Here is a 25369-nt window from a genome sequence, read left to right as displayed (position 1 = left end):
GCCGGGACGGGCATCCGGCGGGTCCGGCTCAGCAGGTCCAGCGGCGATGTCCAGCTGTTCCGCCCCGGGCTGTCCGTCGCCGAACTGACCCAGCCGGGCCAGCCCGCGCAGCGGATTTCGCTGCCCCGCCGCAGCCTGCGGGACTGCCTCGCCGAAGAATTGCGCCGGCTGGATCCCGACGAAGTGTTCGGCGAAGTGATTACTATTGGACTGCCACGTACCAATCTAAGGAGTGTCCGACCCAGTGAGCGCTGACCCCAGAGTAAGCATCCATCCAGACTCTTCCGTACTCATGGCCGCCATTGCGGCCCGCCTGATCACCAAACTTGTGGATGTCCAGGACCGATTCGGTGAGGCCACGGTGGTGCTGACCGGGGGCACGGTGGGCATCGGCACGCTCAAGGCTGTGGCGGACTCTCCTGCCGCGCCCGCCGTCGACTGGGCAAAGGTGAACTTCTGGTGGGGCGACGAACGTTTCGTCGGCTCCAAGGACCCGGACCGCAACGCGGTCCAGGCGCACGAAGCGCTGTTGAAGCACATCGACGTCGATCCGGAGCGGATCCACGAGCCCGGCTCGGCCGACGACTTCGAGAGCCCTGAGCAGGCAGCCGAGGACTACGCGCGTCGGCTTGGCGAGGCCGCGGCTGCCGAACACGCCGCGGACACCTCTGATGACAGGCCGGAGAATCCGGGCACCCTTCCCCGTTTCGACGTCGTCCTGCTGGGTGTGGGACCGGACGCTCACGTCGCGTCCCTGTTTCCGGAGCAGGGCGGCATCCGCGAAAAGGAGCGGACGGTTGTGGGAGTGCGCAACTCCCCCAAGCCGCCGCCCGAGCGGATCTCGCTGACGCTTCCGGCAATTAATACAGCCGCTGAGGTATGGATGGTGGTGGCAGGTGAGGACAAGGCTGGCGCAGTGGGCCTGGCCCTGGCCGGCGCCAACCCGGTTCAAGTTCCCGCAGCCGGACCTGCCGGACGCTCACGCACGCTTTGGTTGATCGACGAAAATGCCGCCGCGCGCGTGCCCCAGCAGCTAGTCCGGAAGGCTCCTGCTGGCTCGTAGCCGTCGCAACGCTCCAGCCAGGACGTCCTCGGCGTCCTGGCTGGAGCGTCTTTCTTTAACGTATTCCAGGTGGGTCTTGAAGCCGTCTTCTTCCGTCTCCGTCGCCGGCGCTACGCCCGGATTCCGCGACGCCGGCCTGCCGCACCGCCGGCAATCCCACGTAGTAGGAATCTCTTCTTCGGGCAGCTTAACGAAAACAGGCCGCGTCTCATGTCCCATGGCGCACCAATAGGAAACACAAATACGCGGCAGCCGCTCACCGAGCGGGTCATCGCCCTGGTTCTTCAATCCGGCCCCCTGTGTGACACCCACACGGGTGCCCCGGAATCCTGAAGTGGAATGCACCATGGGAACTCCTCGCTTCTAATGGCGACGCTGCCGTTAGGTTCAACAGCCAGTTTAGTGCGGAGTTGCCGACGGTGGCAGGGTAAAGGCCCGGGCAAGTCGGAAACAATTCCGGACCTGCCCGGGCCTTTCAGGCTTAGGAGTCAGCCACACCCGTAAAGCGCATCACCAGGCCGAGCGCGATGATGACGGCGCCCCAGGTGATGCCCAGGATGACAGTGAACCTGTTCAGGTTCTTTTCCGCGACACCCGATGAGCTCAGGCCGGAACTCATTCCGCCACCGAACATGTCCGACAGACCGCCGCCACGTCCCTTGTGGAGCAGGATGAGCAGCGTCAGCAGCAGGCTGGTGATGCCCAGGAGGATCTGCAGAATGACATGAAGAACGTCCACGACGGCCTTTCGAAGGGTAGGAAATGCGGGAGTCTTGCCAGTGTCCGGACTAGTCCGTCACAAGGTGACTCTCGAACCTGACAATATTAGCAAACTCAGCCGGATCGAGGCTGGCACCGCCCACGAGCACGCCGTCAACGTCGCGTTCCTTGAGGATGGCTGCTGCGTTGCCGGCCTTGACCGAACCGCCGTAGAGCAAGCGTGTCTTGGCGGCGACGTCGGCTCCGAAGAGGGTGGCCAGTTCCGCGCGGATGGCAGCGCACATTTCCTGCGCATCCTCGGGACCGGCAACTTCACCGGTTCCAATGGCCCAGACGGGCTCGTAGGCGACCACGAGTTCTGCAGCCTGCTCGGCGCTGAGTCCCTCAACACCGGCCCGGAGCTGGCCCAGAGTGTGCTGGACGTGGGTGCCGGCCTGGCGGATTTCGAGGCCCTCGCCGACGCACAGCATCGGGGTGACACCGTGACGGAAGGCGGCCTGGACCTTGGCGTTGAGAACGTCGTCGGACTCGTTGTGGACGGTGCGGCGTTCGCTGTGCCCCACCAGGACGAACTTGCACCCGAGCTTGTTCAGGAACTGCCCCGAAATGTCACCCGTGTAGGCGCCGGAGTCGAACTGGGACAGGTCCTGCCCGCCGTAGGCGATGTCGAGTTCGTCGCCCTGCACCAGCGTCTGGACGCCGCGAAGATCGGTGAAGGGCGGGAACACTACTACCTCCACGCGGCTGTAGTCGTGCTTGGCGTCGGACAGGGTCCAGGCCAGCTTCTGCAGGAGGGTGATGCCCTGGACGTGGTCCATGTTCATCTTCCAGTTGCCCGCAATGAGAGGGGTGCGGTCAAAGGTGCCGTTAGTTGACGTTGTCACGTGTTCTCCAAAAAGTGCAGGTCAAAAGTGCTTGTCATGTGAACAGCCGGCACGGCGCCTTTCCCCGTGCGGAAGAAAGGCGCCTGCCGGCTGGTGTGCTTCTAGCGGTCCAGAACGCTCAGGCCCGGGAGCTCCTTGCCTTCAAGGTACTCCAGGCTGGCGCCGCCGCCGGTGGAAATGTGCCCGAACTGGTCGTCCGAGAAACCGAGCGTCCGCACGGCAGCGGCCGAGTCTCCGCCGCCCACTACCGTGAAAGCGTCCGTCTCCGTCAGCGCCTGCGCCACGGCACGCGTGCCGGCCGAGAACGCCTCGAATTCGAACACGCCCATGGGGCCGTTCCAGAACACCGTCTTGGCGCCCTTGATCTGCTCGGCGAACGCCTGCGCGGACTCCGGGCCGATGTCCAGGCCGATGCCCTGCGCACCGAACCGGCTGCTTTCGATGGCCTCTGCCCTGACCGTCTCGTGGTCCGCGTCTGCGGCGAATTTCGCTGCCACCACAACATCGGTGGGCACCACGAATTCCGTGCCGGCGTCGGCGGCGCGCTTCAGGTAATCCTGAACCACGGGGATCTGGTCCTCTTCCAGCAGGCTGCCGGCCACTTTGTGGCCCTCGGCCGCGAGGAAGGTGAACAGCATGCCGCCGCCCACGAGGATGGTGTCAGCCTTGCCGATCAGGTTGTTGATGACGGCGAGCTTGTCGGAAACCTTCGAGCCGCCGAGCACCACGACATAGGGGCGCTGGGTGTCTGCCGTCAGTTTGCGGAGCACCTCCACCTCCGTATGCACGAGGTCGCCCTGGTACGACGGAAGCCGGGTGGCGACGTCGTAGACGCTGGCGTGCTTGCGGTGCACCGCACCGAAAGCGTCGTCGACAAAGGCACCGTTTTCTCCGGTCAAAGCCACCAGTTCGTCAGCAAACGCACCGCGTTCGGCGTCGTCCTTGCTCGTCTCGCGGGCGTCGAAGCGCACGTTCTCGAGCACCAGAGCCTGGCCGTCCTGCAGCGAAGCGGCGAGCTCCTTGGCCGACGGTCCCACGATGTCTTGGGCGAGGGATACCGGAAAGGAGGCCAGCTCAGCCAGGCGCGTGACGGCTGGCTGGAGCGAGTATTTGTCTTCCGGGGCGCCCTTGGGGCGGCCCAGGTGGGCTGTTACCAGCACGCGGGCACCGGCGTCCGTGAGCTTTCCCAGTACCGGCAGTGAGGCCCTGATGCGGCCGTCATCCGTCACTGTAGAGCCGTCGAGCGGCACATTCAGGTCACTTCTGACCAGAATGTACCGCCCGCGGACACCTTCAGCGATCAGTTCGTTGAGGGTGTGAAATGTCATGAAGCTAACCCTAGCCCAGCTTTGCTGCGACGAGCTCCGTGAGGTCTACCAGGCGGTTGGAGTAGCCCCATTCGTTGTCATACCAGGAAACAACCTTGACCTGGTTGCCGATGACCTTCGTCAATCCGGAGTCGAAGATCGACGAGGCGGGGTCGCCGACGATGTCCGAGGAGACGATGGGGGCGTCCGTGTAGGTCAGGATGCCCTGGAACTCGTCCGACTCGGATGCCTTCTTCAGCGCGGCGTTGACCTCTTCGACCGTGGTCTCGCGGGAAACGGTGACGGTGAGGTCGGTGGCGGAGCCGGTGGGGACCGGTACGCGGATGGCGTAGCCATCCAGCTTGCCCTTGAGTTCCGGGAGCACCAGGCCGATGGCCTTGGCCGCACCGGTGGACGTGGGAACCATGTTGATGGCGGCGGCGCGTGCACGGCGGAGATCGTTGTGCGGGCCGTCCTGCAGGTTCTGGTCCGCGGTGTAGGCGTGGACGGTGGTCATGAGGCCACGCTCGATGCCGAAGGCGTCGTTGATGACCTTGGCCAGCGGGCCCAGGCAGTTGGTGGTGCAGGAAGCGTTAGAGATGATGTGGTGAGCGGCGGGGTCGTACAGCTCGTGGTTCACGCCCATCACGATGGTGATGTCCTCGTCGGATGCCGGAGCAGAGATCAGAACCTTCTTGGCTCCCGCTTCGATGTGCTTCTTGGCAGCGGCGGCCTTGGTGAAGAAGCCGGTGGACTCGATGACGATGTCCACGCCGAGCTCGCCCCAAGGCAGGTTGGCCGGATCGCGCTCGGCAAGAACCTTGATGGCGTTGCCGTTGACGACCAGGTTGCCCTCTTTGACCTCAACGGTTTCCGTCAGGCGGCCGCCGACGGAGTCGTACTTCAGCAGGTGGGCCAGGGCCTCGGGGCTGGTGAGGTCGTTGACGGCAACGATCTCCAGGTCCGCACCCTGTGCAAGCGCTGCGCGGAAGTAGTTACGGCCGATGCGGCCAAAGCCGTTAATACCAATACGGGTGGTCACTTTTTCAGTCTCCTTGGTGCTTGTGAAGCACAACTAGTTGAGCGGGCGTTCAAGCCAACTAACAGATCCCGCACGCCATTGGGCAGAGATGATTACCAGATCGGAGGGCGACCAGCCACATTGCTGAAGGCTAACCGCCTTCCGTGATCCATCTTACGTTTAAGAAGGTCCGCCCCCGCAAGTGCGGGGGCGGACCGTCCACGATTCGGCCCTAAAGCCGCCGAATGTGAAGTTTGTTACTGGTGCGTGTACGACGCATCACACTGTCAGAGTGTAATCAGTCCGGTGGCGTTGGCGCGGGCTGCTGCGAAGCGCTGTGCAACGTCAGCCCAGTTGACGATGTTCCAGAATGCCTTGACGTAGTCAGCCTTGACGTTGACGTAGTCGAGGTAGAAGGCGTGCTCCCACATGTCAAGCATCAGCAGCGGGGTGGTGCCCAGTGCGACGTTGCCCTGCTGGTCGTAGAGCTGCTCGATGACCAGGTTTCCGCCGATGGGTTCGTAGGCGAGGAAGCCCCAGCCTGAACCCTGCAGGCCGAGGGCGGCTGCGGAGAACTGGGCACGAAAGGCGTCGAAGGAGCCGAAGGCGTCGTCGATGGCCGCAGCCAGCTCGCCTTCCGGCTTGTCGCCGCCGTCCGGCGAGAGGTTGTTCCAGAACACGGAGTGGTTGATGTGACCGCCGGTGTGGAAGGCCAGGTCCTTGGAAAGCCGGTTGATGTTGGCGAAGTCGCCCTTGTCGCGGGCTTCGGCGAGCTGGGCCAGGGCGTTGTTTGCCCCCGTCACGTAGGCAGCGTGGTGCTTGCTGTGGTGCAGCTCCATGATCCTCGCTGAGATGTGGGGCTCCAGTGCTGCGTAGTCGTAGCTGAGTTCGGGCAGAACGTACTCGGTCACAAAATCCTCCAATGTCGTGGACAGTTTGTCCGGTTCGGTAACTCTCGGATTGTGCATCCGGATGACGGGTCACCCGGAAGTCTGCGGTGGCGGGCCCTCCGCGGACCACCCTCCACGAGCCGTAACTCCCGGGCCGCCCAAGGTATTTCCGCCACCTGGTCTTGATTCTAGGGGCGCATTTACTCGTCCAGCATTTCCGGCGTCACATTGGCGTCCGTGCCGGGAATGCCGAGATCAGTGGCGCGTTTGTCCGCCATCGCCAGCAGGCGCCGGATGCGGCCGGCGATGGCGTCCTTGGTCATGGGCGGATCGGCGAGCCGGCCGAGTTCGTCGAGGCTGGCCTGTTTGTGGGCCACCCTGAGCTCCCCGGCGTACTTCAGGTGCTCCGGGACGTCGTCGCCGAGGATTTCCAGGGCGCGGTCGACACGCGCTCCTGCGGCCACCGCCGCCTGCGCCGAGCGGCGCAGGTTGGCGTCGTCGAAGTTCGCGAGGCGGTTGGCTGTGGCACGGACTTCCTTCCGCATGCGGCGTTCCTCCCAGACCATCAGGGCGTCATGGGCTCCCATCCTGGTAAGCAGCGCGGCGATGGTGTCGCCGTCCCGGATCACCACGCGGTCCACACCCCTGACTTCGCGGGCCTTGGCCTGGATGCCGAGCCGTCTGGCGGCGCCGACGAGGGCCAGTGCCGACTCGGGTCCCGGACACGTGACTTCCATGGACGAGGAGCGGCCGGGTTCCGTGAGGGATCCGTGCGCCAGGAAGGCACCGCGCCACACGGCCTCGGCGTCGGCGGCAGAGCCGTTGACCACCACCGAGGGCAGCCCGCGCACCGGTCGGCCGCGGGTGTCTAGGAGGCCGGTCTGCCGTGCCAATGCCTCGCCGTCCCGGACCACCCGCACCACATAGCGGTTCCCTCGGCGAAGCCCGCTGCCGGAAACGACGATGATTTCGCTCTGGTGTCCGTAGACTTCGGCGATCGCGGCCCGCAGCCGCCGTGCCGTGGAGGCCAGGTCCACCTCGGCTTCGATGACGATCCGTCCCGAGATGATGTGCAGCCCTCCGGCGAAGCGGAGCATTGCCGACACCTCAGCTTTCCGGACCGACGACTTCTTTATGTCCAGGCGGGACAGTTCTTCCTTGACTGATGCTGTCAGTGCCATGGCACCTTCCTAACTGTTCCCAAAAATATCCTGGTAAGCCGTAGCCAGCCGCAGGGGGTCGTGGACCGGACGCCGACCCGAAGCCCCTACTTTACCCAAGACAACCTCGGCTCCGATCATCCCTGCGGCCTTCTCAAATTCGCGCAGATCCGAAACCGAGGCGGGATCCGCCAGCACCACGTCCGCGCCGAACTCGGGCGCGTATTCCCGCAGGACGTGCAGGTGGTCGGCCGCGGACATCCCGGACGTTTCCTTGGTGTCCATGGCGAGGTTCATGGTGAGGCACCTCTTGGCGGGCGTGTCACACAGGGCCTGCCGCATCTCAGGCAGCAGCAGGTGCGGGAGGACAGAGGTGTACCAGGAGCCCGGGCCCAGCACCACCCAGTCGGCGAGTTCAATCGCCGTCAGCGCCTCAACGCACGCCGGCGCGTGCTCAGGGAGGAGCCTGACGCTCTCGAGCGTGCCGGCCACCGCACACCGCGCCTGCCCCCTGATGGTGGTGAGCGTGTTGCTGCCGTCAGGGGCGGAAACCCGCACATCGCCCTCGATGGTCAGCGGCACCGTCGACATCGGCAGGACCTGGCCGCGGGCTCCCAGCAGTGCACCGGCCCACTTCAGCCCGGACACCGCGTCACCCAGCAGCTCCCAGAGCGTGACGATGAGCAGGTTTCCCATGGCGTGGTCGTCCAGCGAGCCGCTGCCCCGCTCGGACCGGAACCGGTGCTGCATGACGTCGCGCCAGGTGCGTCCCCAGTCGGTGTCGTCGCAGAGCGCGGAGAGGGCCATGCGGAGATCGCCCGGCGGGAGGACACCGTACTCCTCGCGGAGACGGCCGGAGGATCCGCCGTCGTCCGCAACGGTGACAATCGCCGTCAGTTCGGAGGTCAGCAGCCGAAGCGCCGACAGCGACGCCGAGAGGCCGTGGCCGCCGCCGAGGGCCACCACTGAGGGGCCCTTGGCCTGCTGGGAGCCGGCCAGGCCGGCCGGCGGAACCAGTGGCAGTGGGCCGGTTAGCATGCCCATTACTCGCGGCCCAGATCCCGGTGCGTCGTGGTCACCGTAACGCGCGGATACTGCGCAAGTTTCTTGGACAGCTCGACGGCGACCGCCACCGAACGGTGCTTTCCGCCGGTGCAGCCCACAGCGATGGTGGCGTAGTGCTTGTTCTCCCGCCGGTACCCGTCCAGGACCGGCTCCAGGGCAAGGACGTAGCGTTCGACGAAACTTGGCACGCCCTCGGCCTGGAGGACGTAGTCGCTCACGTCCTGGTCCATGCCTGTATGCGGGCGAAGTTTGGGGACCCAGTGGGGGTTGGGAATGAACCGGACGTCAGCCACGTAGTTCGCGTCCACGGGCAGGCCGTATTTGAAGCCGAAGCTCATGACGTTAAGCCGCAGCGCCACCGGACCGGTTTCCGAGAAGAGCTCTGTGACAGCAGTGGCCAGCCCGTGCACATTGAACGCCGTCGTGTCCAAGACGAGGTCCGAGGAGTCCCGCAGTTCCTTCAGGAGTTCGCGCTCCGCGGCGATTCCGTCCAGGATCCGGCCGCCGCCCTGTAGCGGGTGCGGGCGCCTTCCCTGCTCGAAGCGGCGGACCAGGACGTCGTCGCTTGCGTCGAGGAACAGCACGCGGAACGTAACGCCGCTTGCGGCGAGGGCGCCGAGGGCGGCCCGAATGTCCGCGAACAGCGCCTTGCTGCGCACGTCCATGACGACGGCGAGCCTGGGGATGGACTGCGGGGCGTGGGACACCAGCTCGGCGAGCGTGCTCAGCATCTGCGGGGGCAGGTTTTCCACGACGTACCAGCCGTGGTCCTCGAGGGCGTCGGAGGCGGTGCTGCGGCCGGCGCCGGACATTCCCGTCACCACGAGCATTTCCGCTTCGGCGGGCTTGACGGGCGTCAATGCGTCCTCGTCCGCGCCGGGTTCCGCCGTCGACTCTGCCATTAAATCCAGCCCCATTCCTGGTGTTGCTTCGTGTGTGCTGTGTCCCGGGTGCTGCGCATGCCTCGGCGCAGGTGGGATTCCGTACTTACCCTAGCTAACATTCAGGACGCTAGCTAAGTCTCGAGGACTTCTCCGGTGGTCATGTTGATGGCCGGCAGGGCATCGTCGGCCGCGCCGCCGGCTCCCTCCGCGCTGAAGTGGGCAACGATCGAAGCGGCCAGCGCCGGCCCGATGCCCTTGGCCGACATGAGCTCCTCGGCGGTGGCGGCCTTGATTTTCCGGACTGATCCGAACTGCGCCAGCAGGGCCTTCCGCTTGGACTCGCCAAGGCCCGGCACGCTGTCCAGGGCGGAGACTGTCATGGCCTTGCCGCGCTTCTGCCGGTGGAACGAGATGGCGAAGCGGTGGGCCTCGTCACGGATGCGCTGCAGCATGTACAGGCCCTGCGAGGAGCGAGGCAGGATGACCGGGAAGTCGCTGTCCGGGAGCCACACCTCCTCAAGCCGCTTGGCCAGGCCTACGACATAGACGTCATCGACCCCCAGCTCGGCCAGGGCGCGGGCGGCGGCATTGACCTGCGGCTTGCCGCCGTCCACCACCACGAGGTTAGGCGGGTAGGCGAATTTAGCCCGCGGGGTGGGAGTGGTGGTGTCTGCGATGGTGGTGTCCCCACCTGCGGCAGCGTCGGCGTCGGCCGCTTCCGCCGCCGGGTTCGGCGCCGGGGACGCCAGTTCGGAAGCTTCCACCTGTGCGGTTTTGTCCACCAAATAGTGCCGGAAGCGCCGAGTCAGGACGTCATGCATGGCGGCGGTGTCATCGGTTGCCGCTGCGCCGGTGATGGAGAACTTCCGGTAGTCGGATTTTTTCGGCAGGCCGTCTTCCACCACCACCATCGACGCCACCACGTTGGTCCCCTGGACGTGGGAGACGTCATAGCATTCGATGCGCAGCAGCGGAACCGGCAGTTCCAGTGCCTCCTGAAGTTCCTGCAGGGCCTGGGACCTGACGGTGAGGTCGCCCGCGCGGCGTGTCTTGTGCAGCCGGAGGGCGTGTTCGGCGTTTTCCCGGACCGTGGACATCAGGGCGGCTTTGTCGCCTCGCTGCGGAACCCGGATATCGACTTTCGCACCGCGGAGGCCGCCCAGCCACACGGCCAGGTCCTGGGCGTTGCTGGGCTCCACCGGCACGAGCACCTCCCGGGGAAGCCGCCCCTGGGTGTCGCCGTCTTCGCCGTAGACCTGCTGGAGCAGGTGCTCCACCAGGTCAGGGGTGGTGGCGTCCTCCACCTTTTCGACCACCCATCCGCGCTGGCCTTTGACGCGGCCGGCGCGGACATGGAAAACCTGGACCGCCGCTTCGAGTTCGTCCTCGTACAGCGCGAAGACGTCGGCGTCCGTGTCCTCCGCCAGCACCACGGCGTTCCGCTCGAAGACCTTGCGGAGGGCGGCAATATCGTCGCGGAGCCTGGCGGCCCGTTCGTAGTCCAGTTCCGCGACGGCAGCCGCCATCTCCTTCTCCAGCCGGCTGATAAACCGCTTGGCCTCGCCACCCATGAAGGCGCAGAAGTCTTCGGCCAGGGCACGGTGTTCCTCGGGAGTGACACGCCCGACGCACGGGGCCGAGCACTTGTCGATGTAGCCCAGCAGGCACGGCCGGCCGCTGGCCTGGGCGCGTTTGAGCACGCCGGCGCTGCAGCTGCGCACGGGAAAGACCCGGAGCAGGGTGTCCATGGTTTCCCGGATGGCGCCTGCGGTGTAGGGGCCGAAGTAGCGCGTGCCCTTCTTCCGCTCGCCGCGCATGACCTGCACCCGCGGCAGCTTCTCCCCCATGGTGACGGCCAGGTAGGGGTAGGTCTTGTCATCCCGGAAAACCACGTTGAACCGCGGCTTGAATTCCTTGATCCAGGTGTATTCCAGCTGGAGGGATTCCAGCTCGCTGCCAACTACGGTCCACTCAACGCTGCTGGCCGCGTGGACCATGGCGTGGGTCTTGGGCAGCAGCCCGGCAGGGTTGGCGAAGTAGGAGTTCAGGCGCGAGCGGAGGTTCTTGGCCTTGCCGACGTAGACGACCCGCCCGTGAGGATCCCTGAACCTGTAGACGCCCGGATTGGTCGGAATCTCACCCGTCTGGGGCCGGTAACTCGTTGGATCTGCCACGGTTCCAGTCTACTGAGCCGGCAGCCGGCCGAATGCCACGCGCCCCGGGCACGCCCCGCCGGCCAGCGTTCTACTCGATGGTCTTGCTCTGGTTGTAGCTGGTGGAGCGTTCCTGCCCGCTGAGTTCGGCGATGGCATCCATGATGCGGTCGGTGACCTGGCGGCGTGCCGGCAGCGAGTGGTCCGGCCCGGTCTTGTCGAAGTAGAGCGGCTCGCCGACCTTCATGGTGAAGTGCTGGGGCTTGACCGCGTTGCGGCCTGCGGGCTGCAGCTTCTCGGTGCCGATCAGCCCGACCGGGATCACCGGTGCGCCTGTGGTGAGGGCAAGCCAGCCTACGCCGGTCCGGCCCCGGTAGAGGATACCGTCGCGGGAGCGAGTGCCCTCGGGATAGATTCCGATTCCCCGCCCGTCCTCCAGAATGTCCAGGAGGGTCTTCAGCGCCTGAACGCTGGCTGCCTGCTCACCGCGTTCGACGGGAATCGATCCCACCGCTTCAAAGAAGGACTTCATGATGCGTCCTTTGACGCCCTTCGTGGTGAAGTACTCGGCCTTGGCGAAGAAGGCGACGGGGCGAGGCATGAGGGCCTGCACGATCACGCTGTCAAGAAAAGAGAGATGGTTGGGGGCCACGATGAACGGGCCCTCCTTGGGGACGTTCTCCAGTCCGATCACCGTTGGCCGGCACGTTCCCGAAATGAGTCCGCGCGTGGTCCAGCGAATTCCGTCAAACAGCTCCATCGTTGCGCACCTCGCTCAGTGCTGCGGCGCGGACTGCTTCCAGCTCCTCGATTTTGCTGCGCAGGGTCACAGTGTCGGAGACCACGGCCACGGCCCCCGCTTGTTCCAGTTCGCCGTCGGGCGCAAAGCCCCAGCTGACGCCGATGCAGTCAATACCGTTGGCGATGGCGCCTGCCACGTCCTGCGCCCTGTCCCCCACCATGATGGCGTGCTGGGTGCGGAGGTCGGCCAGTGCGGCCGCGATGATCCCGGTCTTCCCGACGGGTCCTGCGGCTGCTGCGGTCTCGTCCACCGAGGAGCCCCTGATGAAGCGGAAACGGTCAGCAATCCTGTGGTGCACCAGGAGGAGGTGGGCCATGTTTTCCGGTTTCTGCGTGGCCACCGCGATGGGGCGGCCGGCAGCGACGTAGCCGTCCAGGAGCTCGACAATGCCGGGGTAAAGGCGGCTCTGCGCGATGCCGCTGTCCATGTAGCGCATCCGGTAGCTGCGGATGACGCTCTTCAGCATGGCCGGCGGAACGCGTGCGATGGTCAGCAGCGAATCACTCAGCTTTGGCCCGACCATGGCGTCCAGGAGATCCTGGCTTGGGACAGGAATACCGAATTCAGTGAGAGCCGCGGCAATTCCGTCTGTTATCCCGCCGGCCGGATCGACAAGAGTGCCGTCCAGGTCGAAGATCACGGGCACTGTTGTTGAAGTCACCGGCTTAGTTTCTCACGAGAGCACGCCTGCACAAATTCACATGCCGATCGCGGAATACTTCCTGGCAGGCGCGGGACCCTCCGTCCTGTCGCACGCGACGGACCGGAACCCCGCGGCTGCTACCCCAGAATTTCGGCCAGGAACGAGGCGGTGTGACTCTCCTTGGACTTGGCAAGCTGCTCCGGCGTGCCCGACGCCACGATCCGCCCGCCGCCGGAACCGCCATCAGGTCCCAGGTCCACGACCCAGTCCGCACTCTTGATGACGTCCAGGTTGTGTTCGATGGTGATGACGGTGTTGCCCTTGTCCACGAGGCCCTGGAGCACCATCAGCAGCTTGCGGATGTCCTCGAAGTGCAGTCCCGTGGTGGGCTCGTCAAGCACGTAGACGCTGCGCCCGTTCGAACGCTTCTGGAGCTCGGCGGCAAGCTTGACGCGCTGGGCTTCGCCGCCGGACAGTGTGGTGGCCGGCTGTCCCAGGCGGACGTACCCCAGTCCGACGTCCACCAGCGTGTTCAGGTGGCGGGCGATCGGTGAGAAGGCCGCGAAGAACTCTGCACCCTCTTCAATGGGCATGTTCAGGACGTCCGCGATGGTCTTGCCCTTGTAGTGCACCTCGAGTGTCTCGCGGTTGTACCGCGCACCGTGGCATACCTCGCACGGAACGTAGACGTCGGGCAGGAAGTTCATCTCGATCTTCAGGGTGCCGTCACCGGAACAGGCCTCGCACCTGCCGCCCTTGACGTTGAAGGAGAAGCGGCCGGGAAGGTAGCCGCGGACCTTGGCCTCGGTGGTTTCCGCGAAGAGCTTGCGGATGTTGTCGAACACGCCGGTGTAGGTTGCCGGGTTGGAGCGCGGGGTGCGCCCGATCGGGCTCTGGTCCACGTGGACCACCTTGTCCAGGTGTTCCAGCCCCTGGACCGTGCGGTGCCGCCCGGCCACCTGCTTGGCTCCGTTGAGCTTGTTGGCCAGGACCTTATAGAGGATCTCGTTGACCAGCGTGGATTTGCCGGAACCGCTGACCCCTGTCACGGCCGTGAACAGTCCGAGGGGGAACGCGGCGTCGACGTTGATGAGGTTGTTTTCGCGCGCGCCGACGACTTTCAGCTCACGTTTTTTGTCGTACTTGCGGCGCTTCTTGGGGATGTCGATCTTCTTGCGCCCCGAAAGGTAGTCGCCAGTGAGCGATTCCGTGTTCTCGAGGAGGGCCTGGTAGGAACCGGAGTGGACCACCTGACCGCCGTGCTCCCCCGCCCCCGGCCCGATGTCCACGACCCAGTCCGCTTCGTGGATGGTGTCTTCGTCGTGCTCGACGACAATGAGCGTGTTGCCCATGTCCCTCAACCGGGTGAGGGTTTCGATGAGCCGGCGGTTGTCCCTCTGGTGCAGGCCGATGGAGGGCTCATCGAGGACGTAGAGAACACCCACGAGGCCGGAGCCGATCTGGGTGGCGAGCCGGATGCGCTGCGCCTCACCGCCGGACAACGTGGCGGACGGGCGTTCCAGGTTCAGGTATTCCAGTCCGACGTCCAACAGGAAGGTCAGCCGGGCCTGGATTTCCTTGAGGACCTGGTGGGCGATCTGCGCCTCGCGTCCGGTCAGTACCAGGTTGTTGAGGAACTCGGCACAGTCCCGCATGGGCAACGCCGCCACCTCTGCGATCGATTTGCCGTTGATGAGGACCGATAGCGAGGCCGGGTTCAGGCGTGCGCCGTTGCAGGCGGGGCATGGCACCTGCCGCATGTATTCCTCGTAGCGGTCGCGGGCCCAGTCGGAGTCCGTTTCGCCGTGCTTGCGGTGCACGTACTGAATGGCGCCCTCGAATCCGGTGCTGTACTTACGCTCCCGGCCAAACCTGTTGCGGTACTGGACCACAACCTTGTGGTCCTTTCCATGGAGGACGGTCTGGCGGACGTCGACCGTCAGTTTTTCCCACGGGGTGTCCATGGAGAAGCCCAGCTCCTTGGCCAGTCCGTCAAGCAGCCGGTTCCAGTATTCCGTGGTGGCCGTGCCGAGCGACCACGGAGCTATGGCGCCTTCAGCCAGCGAGAGCTCGGGGTTGGGGATGATGAGGTCCTCGTCAACCTCGAGCTTTGTGCCAATGCCGGAGCAGGCGGAGCAGGCGCCGAAGGGGTTGTTGAACGAGAACGACCTCGGCTCGATTTCGTCGATGGCCAGGGGATGCTCATTGGGGCAGGCAAGATTCTCGGAAAAAGCACGCAGGCGGCCCGGATCGTCCGCATCCAGATCAACGAAGTCGGCGAGCACCCGCCCCTCGGCAAGGCCAAGGGCCGTTTCGATGGAGTCCGTCAGGCGCTGGCTGATCCCCTCCTTGACCACCAGCCGGTCCACCACCACCTCGATGGTGTGCTTGAACTGCTTACCGAGCTTGGGGGGATCGCTGAGCTGGATGAGCTCGCCGTCCACCCGGGCACGTGAGTAACCCTTCGCGGTCAGTTCCTTGAAGAGGTCCACGAATTCGCCCTTGCGGCCCCGCACTACGGGCGCGAGGACCTGGAAGCGTGTGCCGTCCTCCAGTTCCAGGAGCTGGTCCACGATCTGCTGCGGCGTCTGCTTGATGACCGGCTCCCCGCACACAGGGCAGTGCGGGCGGCCCACACGTGCCCACAGGAGGCGCATGTAGTCGTATATTTCGGTGATGGTGCCGACCGTTGAGCGCGGATTCTTGCTCGTGGACTTCTGGTCGATCGAGACCGCGGGCGAAAGGCCTTCGATGAAATCGACGTCGGGCTTGTCCACCTGCCCCAGGAACTGCCGGGCATAGGCAGAGAGGGACTCAACGTAGCGGCGCTGGCCCTCGGCGAAGATGGTGTCAAAAGCGAGGGACGACTTGCCCGAACCGGACAGCCCGGTGAAGACGATCATGGCGTCGCGTGGAAGATCGAGGTCGACGTTGCGCAGGTTGTGTTCGCGCGCTCCCTTGACGACCAGGCGGGAGAGATCCGGGCGCGTGGGTTTAGGGTGGTTCAGCGGCACGACGGCGGAGTGGGCATCAACGGCTGTTTCTTCAGCTACGGCTTTAGGCACGGACTAATGCTAATCGAAAACTTCTTCGAATATCCATGCGGGCCCCGCTAGCCGGCATCGTAGGCCGCCGCCAGCAGGTGGACAGCCTCCGCGAACGTGGCGCCCTGGGATTTCGCTGCGGCGGCATATTCCGCGGCAGCCTCCGACAACACGCCCCACCGCTCGTCGCGGGCGCAGACCACCGTGCCGTTCCTGCCCTTGGTGGCCACGACGCCGGCGGCCTCGAGCTCTTTGTACGCTCGGGCGACCGTATGCGGGGCAACGCCGAGAACCCCGGCGAGGTTCCTAACGGCGGGCAGCCGGGTTCCCGGGGCAATCTTTCCCTGGTCGGCCTGCTCGATGATGTGCAGCCGCAACTGCTCGTACAGCGCCACGGAGCTGCCGTGGTTGGGTTTCCACTGCCCAGGGAAGGCTTCACCGGCGCTCACAGGCCGGGCTCCCGCACGCCGTGCTCGCCGGTGCCGCGCTGGCCGGCAGCGTGGCGTCCCGTCCCCTGTTCCCGGTCTATGCCGCGGAACTGGGCGTTGTAGAGACGCCGGTAGTATCCGTCCACGGACAGCAGGCTGCGGTGGGTTCCCTGTTCAACGATGCGTCCGTGATCCATGACCAAGATTAGATCAGCGTCACGCACCGTGGACAAACGGTGCGCAATAACGAAGCTGGTTCTTCCCTGCCTGAGCCTGCTCATCGCCAGCCTGATCTGCAGCTCCGTCCGGGTGTCCACCGAGCTCGTGGCTTCATCCAGGATCAGGACGCTGCGGCCCGCAAGCTGCGCACGGGCGATGGTGATGAGCTGCCGCTGCCCCTGGCTCAGGGAGTCACCGTCGTTGCCCAGCACGGTGGAGTAACCGCCCGGCAGGGAACGGACAAAGTGATCCACGTGGCTGGCCTCGGCGGCGGCCACGATTTCGGCGTCGCTGGCCCCGGGCGCGCCATACTCGATGTTTTCGCTGATGGTGCCGCTGAACAGCCAGACATCCTGCAGCACTACGCCGAAGTTCGAGCGCAGTGAATCCAGCGGCACCGAGGCGATGTCCGTGCCGTCAATGGTGATGCGGCCTGAATCCAGCTCGTAGAAGCGCATGAGCAGGTTGACCACGGTGGTCTTGCCCGCCCCGGTGTGCCCCACGATGGCGACGGTCTCGCCCGGGCGGACGGAGAAGGACAGCCCGCTGACCGCCTTGACCCCCGGGGTGTAGCCAAACGTCACGTCTTCGAACTCGATCCGGCCGCGGAGGCTTGGCTGCCGGACCTGCGCGGGGTCCTCGCGCGGGATCTCTGCCGCGTCCAGGAGGGAAAAGACGCGTTCCGCCGACGCGGCACAGGACTGCATCAGCGTGAGCATCCCGCCGATCTGGCCCATGGGCTGGGTGAAAAGCCTGCTGAACTGGATGAACGCCTGGATGCCGCCAATGGTCATGGCCCCCGCGGCCACCTGGAGGGCCCCCACCACGGCCACGGCCACGTAGTTGAGGTTCGCCACGAACACCATGAGCGGCTGCACGGCCCCGGACACGTACTGGGCGCGCGCGCTGGTGCGGGCCAGCCGGTCGTTGCTGCGCCCGAAGGTCGCCGCCGCGGCATCCTGCTGCCCAAAAGCCTTGATCACCTCATGGCCGGTGACGAATTCCTCGATGTGCGCGTTCAGGTCCCCGGTGGACGCCCACTGCGCCGCGAAATAGACCTGCGACTGGCGGGCTATCCAGACCGTGATCAGGGTGGATATCGGAACCGACAGGAGGGCGATGGCGGCGAGCAGCGGGGAGATCCAGAGCATCATGGCCAGCGAGCCGCACAGCATCAGCACGGACATGATGAGCTGCGTCAGCAGCTGGTTGAGGGCCTGGGAGATGTTGTCGACGTCGTTGGTGGCCCGGCTGAGCACGTCCCCCCTGGTCTGCTCCTGGAAATGCGCCGACGGCAGCCGGTGGAGTTTCTCCTCGACGGCGGAGCGGAGCCCGAACACCAGCCGCTGCACCGCGGTGGCAGTCAGGGCTCCCTGAACCCAGTTGAAGAGTGACGTGCCGAGGTACATGAGCGCCACCACCAGCAGCAGCCCGGCCAGCCTGCCCTCGTCGAAGGTACCGCCCACCAAGGGCTCGACGACGACGTCGGTGGCGTCACCGAGGAGTTTGGGTGCCGCCACGTTCAGCGCCGCGAACCCGCAGGTGGAGGCAACGGCGATGAGCATCCGGCCCCTGACGGGGTGCAGCAGTCCGATCAGTCGGGTGGCCGCCGGAAGGAATGTGCCCGCTTTTCTCTCAGCGAGGTGCGCGCCCCTCATGGCTGCTCGTCCAGGGCGAGCTGCAACTCGGCAATCTCCCGGTAGGCCGGCGAAGTGCTCAGCAGTTCGGCATGAGTGCCTTGGGCCACCAGCCGACCATCGTTCAGGACCAGGATCTGGTCGGCGTGCATGATGGTGGGGATCCGCTCGGCGATGATGATCACGGTGGCTGCCTCCAGGGCGGGCCCCAGGGCGTGCCGGACGGCGGCTTCGGTGGCGTAGTCCAACGCCGAGAAGCTGTCGTCGAACAGGAAGAGGTCCGCCTTCCGCAGCGCCGCGCGGGCGATGCAAAGCCGCTGCCGCTGGCCTCCTGAAAGTCCCGTTCCGCCCTGAACGACGGCGGCATACAGCCCGCCCGGAAGGCTGCTGACGAAGTCGTCCGCCTGCGCCATCCGGAGAACCTGCCACAGGTCGTCGTCGGTGGCGTCGGGCGCCGCCATCCTGAGGTTCCCGGCCACGGTGCCCGAAAACAGGTAGGAGTGCTGCGGCACCACGGCAATCCGGGCCCGCAGGTGCACGGCGGACAGGTTCCGGACGTCCCTCCCGCCGAACCGAACCTCGCCCGCCGTGGCGTCCAGGAACCGGGGCAGGAGGTTCAGCAGCGTGGTCTTGCCGCTGCCGGTCGAACCGATGATGGCCGTGGTGGTGCCGGGGCGCGCCGTGAAGGAGATATCGGCCAGCACGGGCGATTCCGCCCCCGGATAGGCAAACGAGACACGCCGGAACTCCACAGTTCCGACGGGAACCGTTCCGTCACCGGCATGTCCGCCGAAGCGATTCCCGGTACGGGTGTCCTCATCCGGGCGGTCCGCCGGAGGCGACGGCGACGGCGACGACGGTGACCGCGGAGAGACTGCGCCGGCGGTCGAGGCGTGCCGGCCGGAGCCGGCATGCCCGCGCACGGCAGGCGCCGGAACGACGTCGAGCACTTCCTGGATGCGCTCGGCGCAGACGGCCGCACGGGGCGCGGTCATGAAAACGTACATCGCCATCATGATGGCGAGCAGGATCTGCAGAATGTAGGCGATGAAGGCGGTGAGGGCTCCCACCTGCATCTGCCCGCTTTGAATGAGGTGGCCGCCGAACCAGACCACGGCAACCGAAGAGAGGTTCACCACGATCATGATGATGGGAAGCATGCCGGCCACCAGTAGCGCCGACTGGAGATTGTTGCCCGTCAGCTTTTGGTTCGCCTCGGCGAAGCGGGATGCCTCGTGCTTCTGCCGGACGAACGCCCTGATGACATTGGCCCCGATAATCTGCTCGCGCAAAATCCGCGTAATGCCGTCGATGAGGGCCTGCCCTTGCCGGTACAGCGGAATGAGGCGGCGGACGATGACGTACATGATGAGCACCAGCAGAGGCACAATCACAATGACGATGCCGGACAGGGTGGCGTCCTGCTGGATTGCCAGGATAATTCCTCCGATGCCCATGACGGGGGCCGCGGCGAGCATGGTGAACACCAGCACGGCGAAGGTCTGGATTTGCTGGACGTCATTCGTGGTCCGGGTGACGAGGCTCGGGGCGCCAAAGGAGCCTACTTCCTGGGACGACATGGCCTGGACCCTGTCGAACAGCTCCTGCCTCAGCCGGTGCCCGATCCTCATGGCCACCACGGCGCCAAGGTAGCCCGCGCCAAGGGCGGCACCCGCCTGCACGGCGGTCAGGGCCATCATCCATCCGCCGAGGCGAACGATCACGTCGGTCTGGCGTGCGAGGATGCCGTCGTCGATGATGCTGGCGTTCAGGGTGGGGAGCAGTAGGTTCCCTGCCGTCTGCACCACCTGCAGGACAATGATGGTCCAGACTGCGGCCCTGTGCTCTCCGAGGAGTCGGATCATCAGGCCAAGAAGCACCGCGCCTCCTCCATCGATAGGACCGACCAGGAGCCTTCTTGACCGCCCCCATAGCCGCTCCGTCATTGTAAGCCACATCACTTCGATCCGGATGTGGTGCCCGAGGCGTGGCGCGTGCGCCCAGTGTCGTGAGCCCTCCCGGACGGGGCGCCAGGAGGCCCGGCCGGGCGGTCCGGCCGGGCGAACCGGCTAGAGAGTCCGGCGGGCCCGGCTGGTAGCCCGGCCTATAGTTTGCATGCCACGGCGAAGATCCGCCGGAACGGGTAGACCGTCCCGTACTCGGACGCAGGGTAGGCCTCGGCGAGGAGGGCCGCGTATTCGGCTTCGAACACGGCGGCGTCCTCCGGCGACAGAGTAGCCAGCACCGGGCGGAGACCGGCGCCCCGCACCCATTCCAGGACGGCGTTTTCACCGGAAAGTACCTGCTGGTAGGTGGTCTCCCAAGCGTCGGCCGCGCATCCGGCGTCGAGCATGATCTCAAGGTAACCGGCAGGTGTGGCCACGGCCTCGTCATGGCGGAGGACGCTGCCGAGCTTGGCAGCCCAGGGCGCCGACTCCGCGAGCTCCCGCATCAGGGTGTGGGACGCGGCGGTGAAATTGCCCGGCACCTGCAGCGCGAACCACGCCCCCGGCGTCAGCTCCTTCAGCCAGCGGGCGAGCATTTCCTGGTGTCCAGGGACCCACTGCAGCGCGGCGTTACTGACAACGACACCGGTCTCCGGCGACGGTGCCCACGAGGCGATGTCGCCGAGCCGGTATTCCAGCCCCGGTTCGCCCTGCGCGTGCGCGCTCGCCGTGGCGAGCATGTCTGGCGAGGAGTCCAGTCCGATGACACGGGCGCCGGGCCAGCGCGCGGCGAGCGTCGCCGTCAGGTTGCCGGGGCCGCACCCCAGGTCAACGACCTCCCGCGGCGCCTCAGCCTCAATGCGGGCGGTCAGGTCAAAGAACGGGCGCTGCCGGTAGTCACCAAACTGGACGTATTTGGCGGGATCCCACTGCACTTGGCCTCCGGTTGGTCGGAAAGGTTTCACCTGGCGCGGCGCACGCGGCCGGGCCTGCGCCAGGGTTCGGATATTGCGAGCCTAGTGCGGGGCCGGTCCGAACGCACGCCCTGGAGGTGCTGGCACTAAGCTGGAAGGCAATGAAACTCGTTGAACAGCTCCCCGCCCCGGCCACACGGATCACCACCGGAACGGGCAACGACCCCGACACGCTGTACATGCGGTTCGTGGAGTGGACGGAAAGCCGGGGGCTTGCGCTCTATGCCGCCCAGGACGAAGCCATCATGGAACTGGCGTCCGGCGCCAACGTGATTCTGGCGACACCCACGGGATCCGGCAAATCACTGGTGGCCATCGCCGCACATTTCCAGGCCATGGCCCGCGGGGAACGGAGCTACTACACCGCCCCCATCAAGGCCCTGGTCTCGGAGAAGTTCTTTGCCCTGTGCGAGATCTTCGGAGCGGAGAACGTGGGGATGATCACCGGCGATTCGGGGGTGAACCAGGACGCCCCGATCATCTGCTGCACGGCGGAGATCCTCGCCAACATCGCACTGCGCGAAGGCGCCGCGGCGGAACTCGGCACGGTCATTATGGATGAGTTCCACTTCTATTCCGATCCCCAGCGCGGCTGGGCGTGGCAGGTTCCGCTGCTGGAACTGCCGCAGGCCCAGTTCCTGCTGATGTCCGCGACCCTCGGCGACGTCAGCCGCTTCGAGGCCGGCATGACCGAACTCACCGGCCGGCCGACCACGACGGTCAGCTCCGCCGAGCGGCCCATCCCGCTGCACTACTACTACCACCAGACCCCCGTGCACGAGACGCTCGAGGAACTGCTGTCCACCAAGCAGGCTCCGGTCTACGTGGTGCACTTCAGCCAGGCCGAAGCCATAGAGCGTGCCCAGACGCTGATGAGCATCAACGTCTGCAGCCGCGAGGAGAAGGACAAAATCGCCGAGCTCATCGCGAATTTCCGCTTCGCCGCCGGCTTCGGGAAGACGCTCAACCGCCTGGTCCGGCACGGGATCGGCGTGCACCACGCCGGCATGCTGCCGAAGTACCGCCGGCTCGTGGAGCAGCTCGCGCAGGCGGGCCTCCTGAAGGTCATCTGCGGCACCGACACCCTGGGGGTGGGGATCAACGTTCCCATCCGGACCGTCCTGCTCACCGCACTCAGCAAGTACGACGGCGTGCGCACCCGCCTGCTCAACTCCCGCGAATTCCACCAGATCGCCGGTCGGGCCGGACGCGCCGGCTACGACACCGCCGGCACGGTGGTGGTCCAGGCACCCGACCATGTGGTGGAAAACGCCAAGGCGATGGCCAAGGCCACCGCCAAGTTCGGCGACGACCAGAAGAAACTGCGCCAGGTGGTCAAGAAGAGGCCGCCGGAAGGATTCGTCTCCTGGGGAGAGCCCACCTACAACCGCCTTGTGGAATCCGTTCCGGAACCCCTGACATCAAGCTTCACGGTGACCCACGCGATGCTCATGAACCTGATGGAACGGCCCGGTGACCCATTCGCGGCCGCCCGGCGCCTGCTCACCGAAAACCATGAACCGCGGTCTTCCCAGCTCCGGCTCATGAAGAAGGCGCTGTCCGTCTACCGCGAACTCCTCGCCGCCGAAGTGGTGGAACGCATCCCGGCCGCCGAGCAGCATGCGGACGGGCGCACCGTGCGGCTCACCGTTCACCTGCAGGCCAACTTCGCCCTTAACCAGCCGCTCTCCCCGTTTGCGTTGGCCGCCCTGGAACTCCTGGACCCGGAATCGCCGTCGTATGCCCTGGACGTGGTCTCGGTCATCGAAGCGACGCTGGAAAAGCCTCGGCAGATCCTCTCGGCCCAACAGAAGAAGGCCCGCGGCGAAGCCATCGCGGCGATGAAGGCCGACGGCATCGAGTACGACCAGCGCATGGCCATGCTCGATGAAGTCACCTACCCGCAGCCGCTCGGCGAGATCCTCACCGAGGCCTTCGAGGTGTACCGCAAGGCCGCGCCGTGGGTGGGCGACTTCGAGCTTGCCCCGAAGTCGATCATCCGGGACATGTACGAACGGGCCATGAACTTCGGCGAATTCGTCCAGTTCTACGGCCTGGCCCGCTCCGAAGGCATCGTGCTCCGCTACCTCGCCGACGGCTTCAAGGCCCTGCGGCAGACGGTTCCGCAGGACGCCCTCCGTGAGGACCTTGAGGACCTCATAGCCTGGCTGGGCGAACTGGTGCGCCAGGTCGATTCGAGCCTGCTGGACGAGTGGGAGGAACTGACGTCCGGGGCGGCGCCGACTCCCCATGATGCCCCGCCTCCCCCGCCGCCGTCGCTGACATCGAACATCCGGGCGTTCCGGGTCATGGTCCGGAACGAGATGTTCCGGCGCGTGGAGCTTTTCGCGGACGAGGACGCCGCCGCGCTGGGCGAGCTCGACGGCGATGCAGGCTGGGACGCGGACCGCTGGGAAGACGTGCTGGACGACTACTTCGACGAACACGACGACATCGGCACCGGCCCCGACGCCCGCGGGCCGGGACTGCTGATGATCACCGAGGGCCCGGATTTGTGGAAGGTCCGCCAGATCTTTGAGGACCCCGCGGGCAACCACGACTGGGGCATCTCGGCCGAGGTTGATCTTGCCACCTCGGACGAAACCGGCACCGCCGTGGTCCGGGTGACTGACGTTAACCGGCTCTGACCGCCAGGCCCGCCCCGGAACGACCAAGTAAGCTCGGAACATGAGCGTAATCCGTCCCGCAACTCCGTCCGATGTCCCGGCAATCCTGCAGATGATCCACGAACTGGCCATCTATGAAAAGGAGCCGGACGCCGTCCGGAACACGCCGGAAATGCTCACGGAAGTGCTTTTCGGCGACCACCCGCGGGTGTTCGCCAACATGGCCGAGAACGACGCCGGCGAGGTCCAGGGCTTCGCGCTGTGGTTCCTGAACTACTCGACATGGGAAGGCGTCCACGGCATCTACCTGGAGGATCTCTACGTCACGCCTGACGCGCGCGGCGAGGGCCACGGAAAGGCCCTTCTGCAGCATTTAGCGGCAACCGCCGTCGAACGCGGTTATGCGCGCGTGGAGTGGAGCGTCCTGGATTGGAACGAGCCGTCGATCAACTTCTACCGGAAGCTGGGCGCACTCCCGATGGAGGAATGGTCCACGTTCCGGCTCACCGGCCCGGCGCTTGCCGCGTTCGGAACCCGGGCCGAGGCGGGCGTCCGTGGCTGAGGCCGCCGTGGACGCGGCATTCCACACCGTCCGGGCCAGGCACGAGTTCCGTGGCATGCGCACGGCAGAGCACTACTTCACGGTCCCGCTGGACCACTTCGCGTCGCCGGACGCCGACACCCCCGGGGAGACCATCACGGTGTTCGCCCGGGAGTACGTGTCCGCAGAGCACAGCGAAGCCGACGCGGCGGACCTGCCGTGGCTCCTGTACCTGCAGGGCGGCCCCGGCGGCCGCGGCAACCGGTTCACCGCACTGGGCGGCTGGAGCAAGGCCGCGGCCAAGGATTTTCGGATTCTCATGCTGGACCAGCGGGGCACCGGGTTGTCCTCCCCCGTCGACCGCAACACGCTTCCGGCGCGCGGAGACGCGGCCGCCCAGGCACGCTACCTCGAGCACTTCCGGGCCGATTCGATCGTGGCTGACGCCGAGCTGATCCGCCAGGCCCTCGGTTCGGAGCCGTGGAGCATCTACGGGCAGAGCTACGGCGGCTTTTGCGCGCTCACGTACCTGTCCTTCGCACCCGCCGGGCTCAGGGAGGTCCTGATCACCGGCGGCCTGGCCCCGCTCAACGGACCCGCTGACAGGGTCTACCGCGAGACCTTCAAACGCGTGGCTACCCGCAATGCCCAGTACTTCGGCTGGTATCCGGAAGACCGGGAGACCGTGAACCGGATCGCCCACCACCTCCGCATCACCGAAGAGTACCTACCCGGCGGCGAACGCCTCACGGTGGAACGGTTCCAGATGGTCGGCTCGTACCTCGGCGGGAACACGCGGGTGGACGCGCTGCACAACCTGCTTGAGGACGCCTTCGTGGAGACGGCCCGCGGCGTGCGGCTGTCCGACGCGTTTCTGGAACAGGTCCGCTCGCTGGTTTCGCGGGCAGCCAATCCCCTCTACGCGCTGATGCACGAATCCATCTACGGCCAGGGCACGGCGACAGACTGGGCGGCCTGGCGCGTCCTGGCGGAGTTTCCCGAATTCAGCCCGGAGGCCTCCGACGTGCTGCTGACCGGCGAAATGGTCTACCCGTGGTACTTCGACCAGGACACCGCGCTTCGCCCGCTCAAGGACGTGGCCGAGCTGCTGGCGGCCAAGTCTGACTGGAAACCGCTCTACGATCCGGCGCAGCTGGCCGCCAATACGGTCCCGGCTGCCGCCGCGGTCTATCACGACGACATCTACGTGGAGCACGGGCTCTCCCTCGAGACCGCCGCGGCAGTTCGGGGACTCCAGGCGTGGGAATCCGGGGATTTCCATCACGACGGCATTGCCGACGACGGCGAAGCGATCTTCGGCCGCCTCCTGGGCATGGTCCGGTCAGTCAGGCACTGACCCG

At 65.9% G+C, this 25369-nt stretch carries 22 protein-coding genes; 5 read left to right on the top strand and 17 right to left on the bottom strand.

The features are described 5' to 3' along the window. Together CXQ90_RS11315 and pgl are read left to right on the top strand one after the other, a co-directional pair. On the top strand, positions 1-255 hold a 255-nt coding region (locus CXQ90_RS11315; protein ID WP_181038530.1), incomplete at its 5' end, for an OpcA/G6PD domain-containing protein. Next, positions 245-1063, top strand: a complete 819-nt coding sequence (gene pgl, locus CXQ90_RS11310; RefSeq protein WP_104139180.1) for a 6-phosphogluconolactonase — start codon at positions 245-247, stop codon at positions 1061-1063. The genes CXQ90_RS11315 and pgl, both read left to right, overlap by 11 nt. On the opposite strand, the gene CXQ90_RS11305 is transcribed toward pgl, so the two are convergent. The 17 genes from CXQ90_RS11305 to CXQ90_RS11225 all read right to left on the bottom strand — a co-directional run bounded on the left by CXQ90_RS11305 (position 1034) and on the right by CXQ90_RS11225 (position 20801). Further along, the gene (locus tag CXQ90_RS11305; RefSeq protein WP_104139179.1) at positions 1034-1411 is read right to left on the bottom strand and encodes an RNA polymerase-binding protein RbpA; all 378 of its coding nucleotides are present in this window, start codon (positions 1409-1411) and stop codon (positions 1034-1036) included. The genes pgl and CXQ90_RS11305 overlap by 30 nt on opposite strands. Positions 1412-1544: 133 nt before the next feature. Beyond that, positions 1545-1802: a preprotein translocase subunit SecG gene (secG, locus tag CXQ90_RS11300; RefSeq protein WP_104139177.1), complete on the bottom strand. Its 258-nt coding sequence runs from the start codon at positions 1800-1802 to the stop codon at positions 1545-1547. A gap of 49 nt (positions 1803-1851) precedes the next feature. Then, on the bottom strand, positions 1852-2667 hold the full coding sequence (gene tpiA, locus CXQ90_RS11295; protein WP_104139176.1) for a triose-phosphate isomerase: 816 nt from the start codon (positions 2665-2667) through the stop codon (positions 1852-1854). A 101-nt stretch (positions 2668-2768) separates the two neighbouring features. Next, the gene (gene pgk / locus CXQ90_RS11290; protein WP_104139174.1) at positions 2769-3995 is read right to left on the bottom strand and encodes a phosphoglycerate kinase; all 1227 of its coding nucleotides are present in this window, start codon (positions 3993-3995) and stop codon (positions 2769-2771) included. A 10-nt stretch (positions 3996-4005) separates the two neighbouring features. Then, positions 4006-5016, bottom strand: coding sequence for a type I glyceraldehyde-3-phosphate dehydrogenase (gene gap / locus CXQ90_RS11285; protein ID WP_104139173.1), 1011 nt, complete (start codon positions 5014-5016; stop codon positions 4006-4008). Positions 5017-5282: 266 nt separating this feature from the next. After that, positions 5283-5906, bottom strand: coding sequence for a superoxide dismutase (locus tag CXQ90_RS11280; protein ID WP_104139171.1), 624 nt, complete (start codon positions 5904-5906; stop codon positions 5283-5285). A 179-nt stretch (positions 5907-6085) separates the two neighbouring features. Continuing rightward, positions 6086-7066: a DNA-binding protein WhiA gene (gene whiA, locus CXQ90_RS11275; protein ID WP_056627051.1), complete on the bottom strand. Its 981-nt coding sequence runs from the start codon at positions 7064-7066 to the stop codon at positions 6086-6088. Positions 7067-7075: 9 nt separating this feature from the next. Next, on the bottom strand, positions 7076-8089 hold the full coding sequence (yvcK, locus tag CXQ90_RS11270; protein WP_104139170.1) for a uridine diphosphate-N-acetylglucosamine-binding protein YvcK: 1014 nt from the start codon (positions 8087-8089) through the stop codon (positions 7076-7078). After that, complete coding sequence (rapZ, locus tag CXQ90_RS11265; RefSeq protein ID WP_104139168.1) at positions 8089-9012, bottom strand: RNase adapter RapZ; 924 nt, start codon at positions 9010-9012, stop codon at positions 8089-8091. Before rapZ ends, yvcK begins: the two co-directional genes overlap by 1 nt. Before the next feature lie 113 nt (positions 9013-9125). Next, entirely contained in the window at positions 9126-11168 is a 2043-nt protein-coding gene (uvrC, locus tag CXQ90_RS11260) for an excinuclease ABC subunit UvrC (protein WP_104139167.1), read from the bottom strand. Between the two features lie 70 nt (positions 11169-11238). Beyond that, positions 11239-11907, bottom strand: a complete 669-nt coding sequence (locus CXQ90_RS11255; protein ID WP_104139165.1) for a 1-acyl-sn-glycerol-3-phosphate acyltransferase — start codon at positions 11905-11907, stop codon at positions 11239-11241. Further along, positions 11894-12610, bottom strand: a complete 717-nt coding sequence (locus CXQ90_RS11250; RefSeq protein ID WP_104139164.1) for an HAD hydrolase-like protein — start codon at positions 12608-12610, stop codon at positions 11894-11896. The genes CXQ90_RS11255 and CXQ90_RS11250 overlap by 14 nt, the downstream gene beginning before the upstream one ends. A gap of 119 nt (positions 12611-12729) precedes the next feature. After that, positions 12730-15657, bottom strand: a complete 2928-nt coding sequence (gene uvrA / locus CXQ90_RS11245) for an excinuclease ABC subunit UvrA (RefSeq protein ID WP_104139162.1) — start codon at positions 15655-15657, stop codon at positions 12730-12732. 47 nt (positions 15658-15704) lie between these two features. Beyond that, entirely contained in the window at positions 15705-16085 is a 381-nt protein-coding gene (locus tag CXQ90_RS11240) for a GntR family transcriptional regulator (protein WP_104139161.1), read from the bottom strand. Beyond that, on the bottom strand, positions 16082-17941 hold the full coding sequence (locus tag CXQ90_RS11235; protein WP_104139159.1) for an ABC transporter ATP-binding protein: 1860 nt from the start codon (positions 17939-17941) through the stop codon (positions 16082-16084). The genes CXQ90_RS11240 and CXQ90_RS11235 overlap by 4 nt, the downstream gene beginning before the upstream one ends. After that, on the bottom strand, positions 17938-19800 hold the full coding sequence (locus CXQ90_RS11230) for an ABC transporter ATP-binding protein (RefSeq protein ID WP_104139158.1): 1863 nt from the start codon (positions 19798-19800) through the stop codon (positions 17938-17940). The genes CXQ90_RS11235 and CXQ90_RS11230 overlap by 4 nt, the downstream gene beginning before the upstream one ends. 224 nt (positions 19801-20024) lie before the next feature. After that, a complete protein-coding gene (locus tag CXQ90_RS11225; RefSeq protein ID WP_104139156.1) occupies positions 20025-20801 on the bottom strand; it encodes a trans-aconitate 2-methyltransferase in 777 nt (258 codons plus the stop codon). A gap of 140 nt (positions 20802-20941) precedes the next feature. On the opposite strand from CXQ90_RS11225, the gene CXQ90_RS11220 reads away from it, so the two are divergent. The 3 genes from CXQ90_RS11220 to CXQ90_RS11210 are packed head-to-tail and all read left to right on the top strand — an operon-like array spanning position 20942 to position 25365. After that, positions 20942-23488: an RNA helicase gene (locus CXQ90_RS11220; RefSeq protein ID WP_104139155.1), complete on the top strand. Its 2547-nt coding sequence runs from the start codon at positions 20942-20944 to the stop codon at positions 23486-23488. Between the two features lie 40 nt (positions 23489-23528). Further along, positions 23529-24029, top strand: coding sequence for a GNAT family N-acetyltransferase (locus CXQ90_RS11215; RefSeq protein ID WP_104139153.1), 501 nt, complete (start codon positions 23529-23531; stop codon positions 24027-24029). 55 nt (positions 24030-24084) lie between these two features. Beyond that, entirely contained in the window at positions 24085-25365 is a 1281-nt protein-coding gene (locus CXQ90_RS11210; protein WP_104139223.1) for an alpha/beta fold hydrolase, read from the top strand. Positions 25366-25369: the final 4 nt, after the last annotated feature.

The organism is Arthrobacter sp. ZGTC131 (assembly GCF_002929275.1).
Classification (GTDB): Bacteria; Actinomycetota; Actinomycetes; order Actinomycetales; family Micrococcaceae; genus Arthrobacter.
Note: the sequence above shows the minus strand (reverse complement) of the source record. Positions and strands in the feature narration are given on the sequence as shown.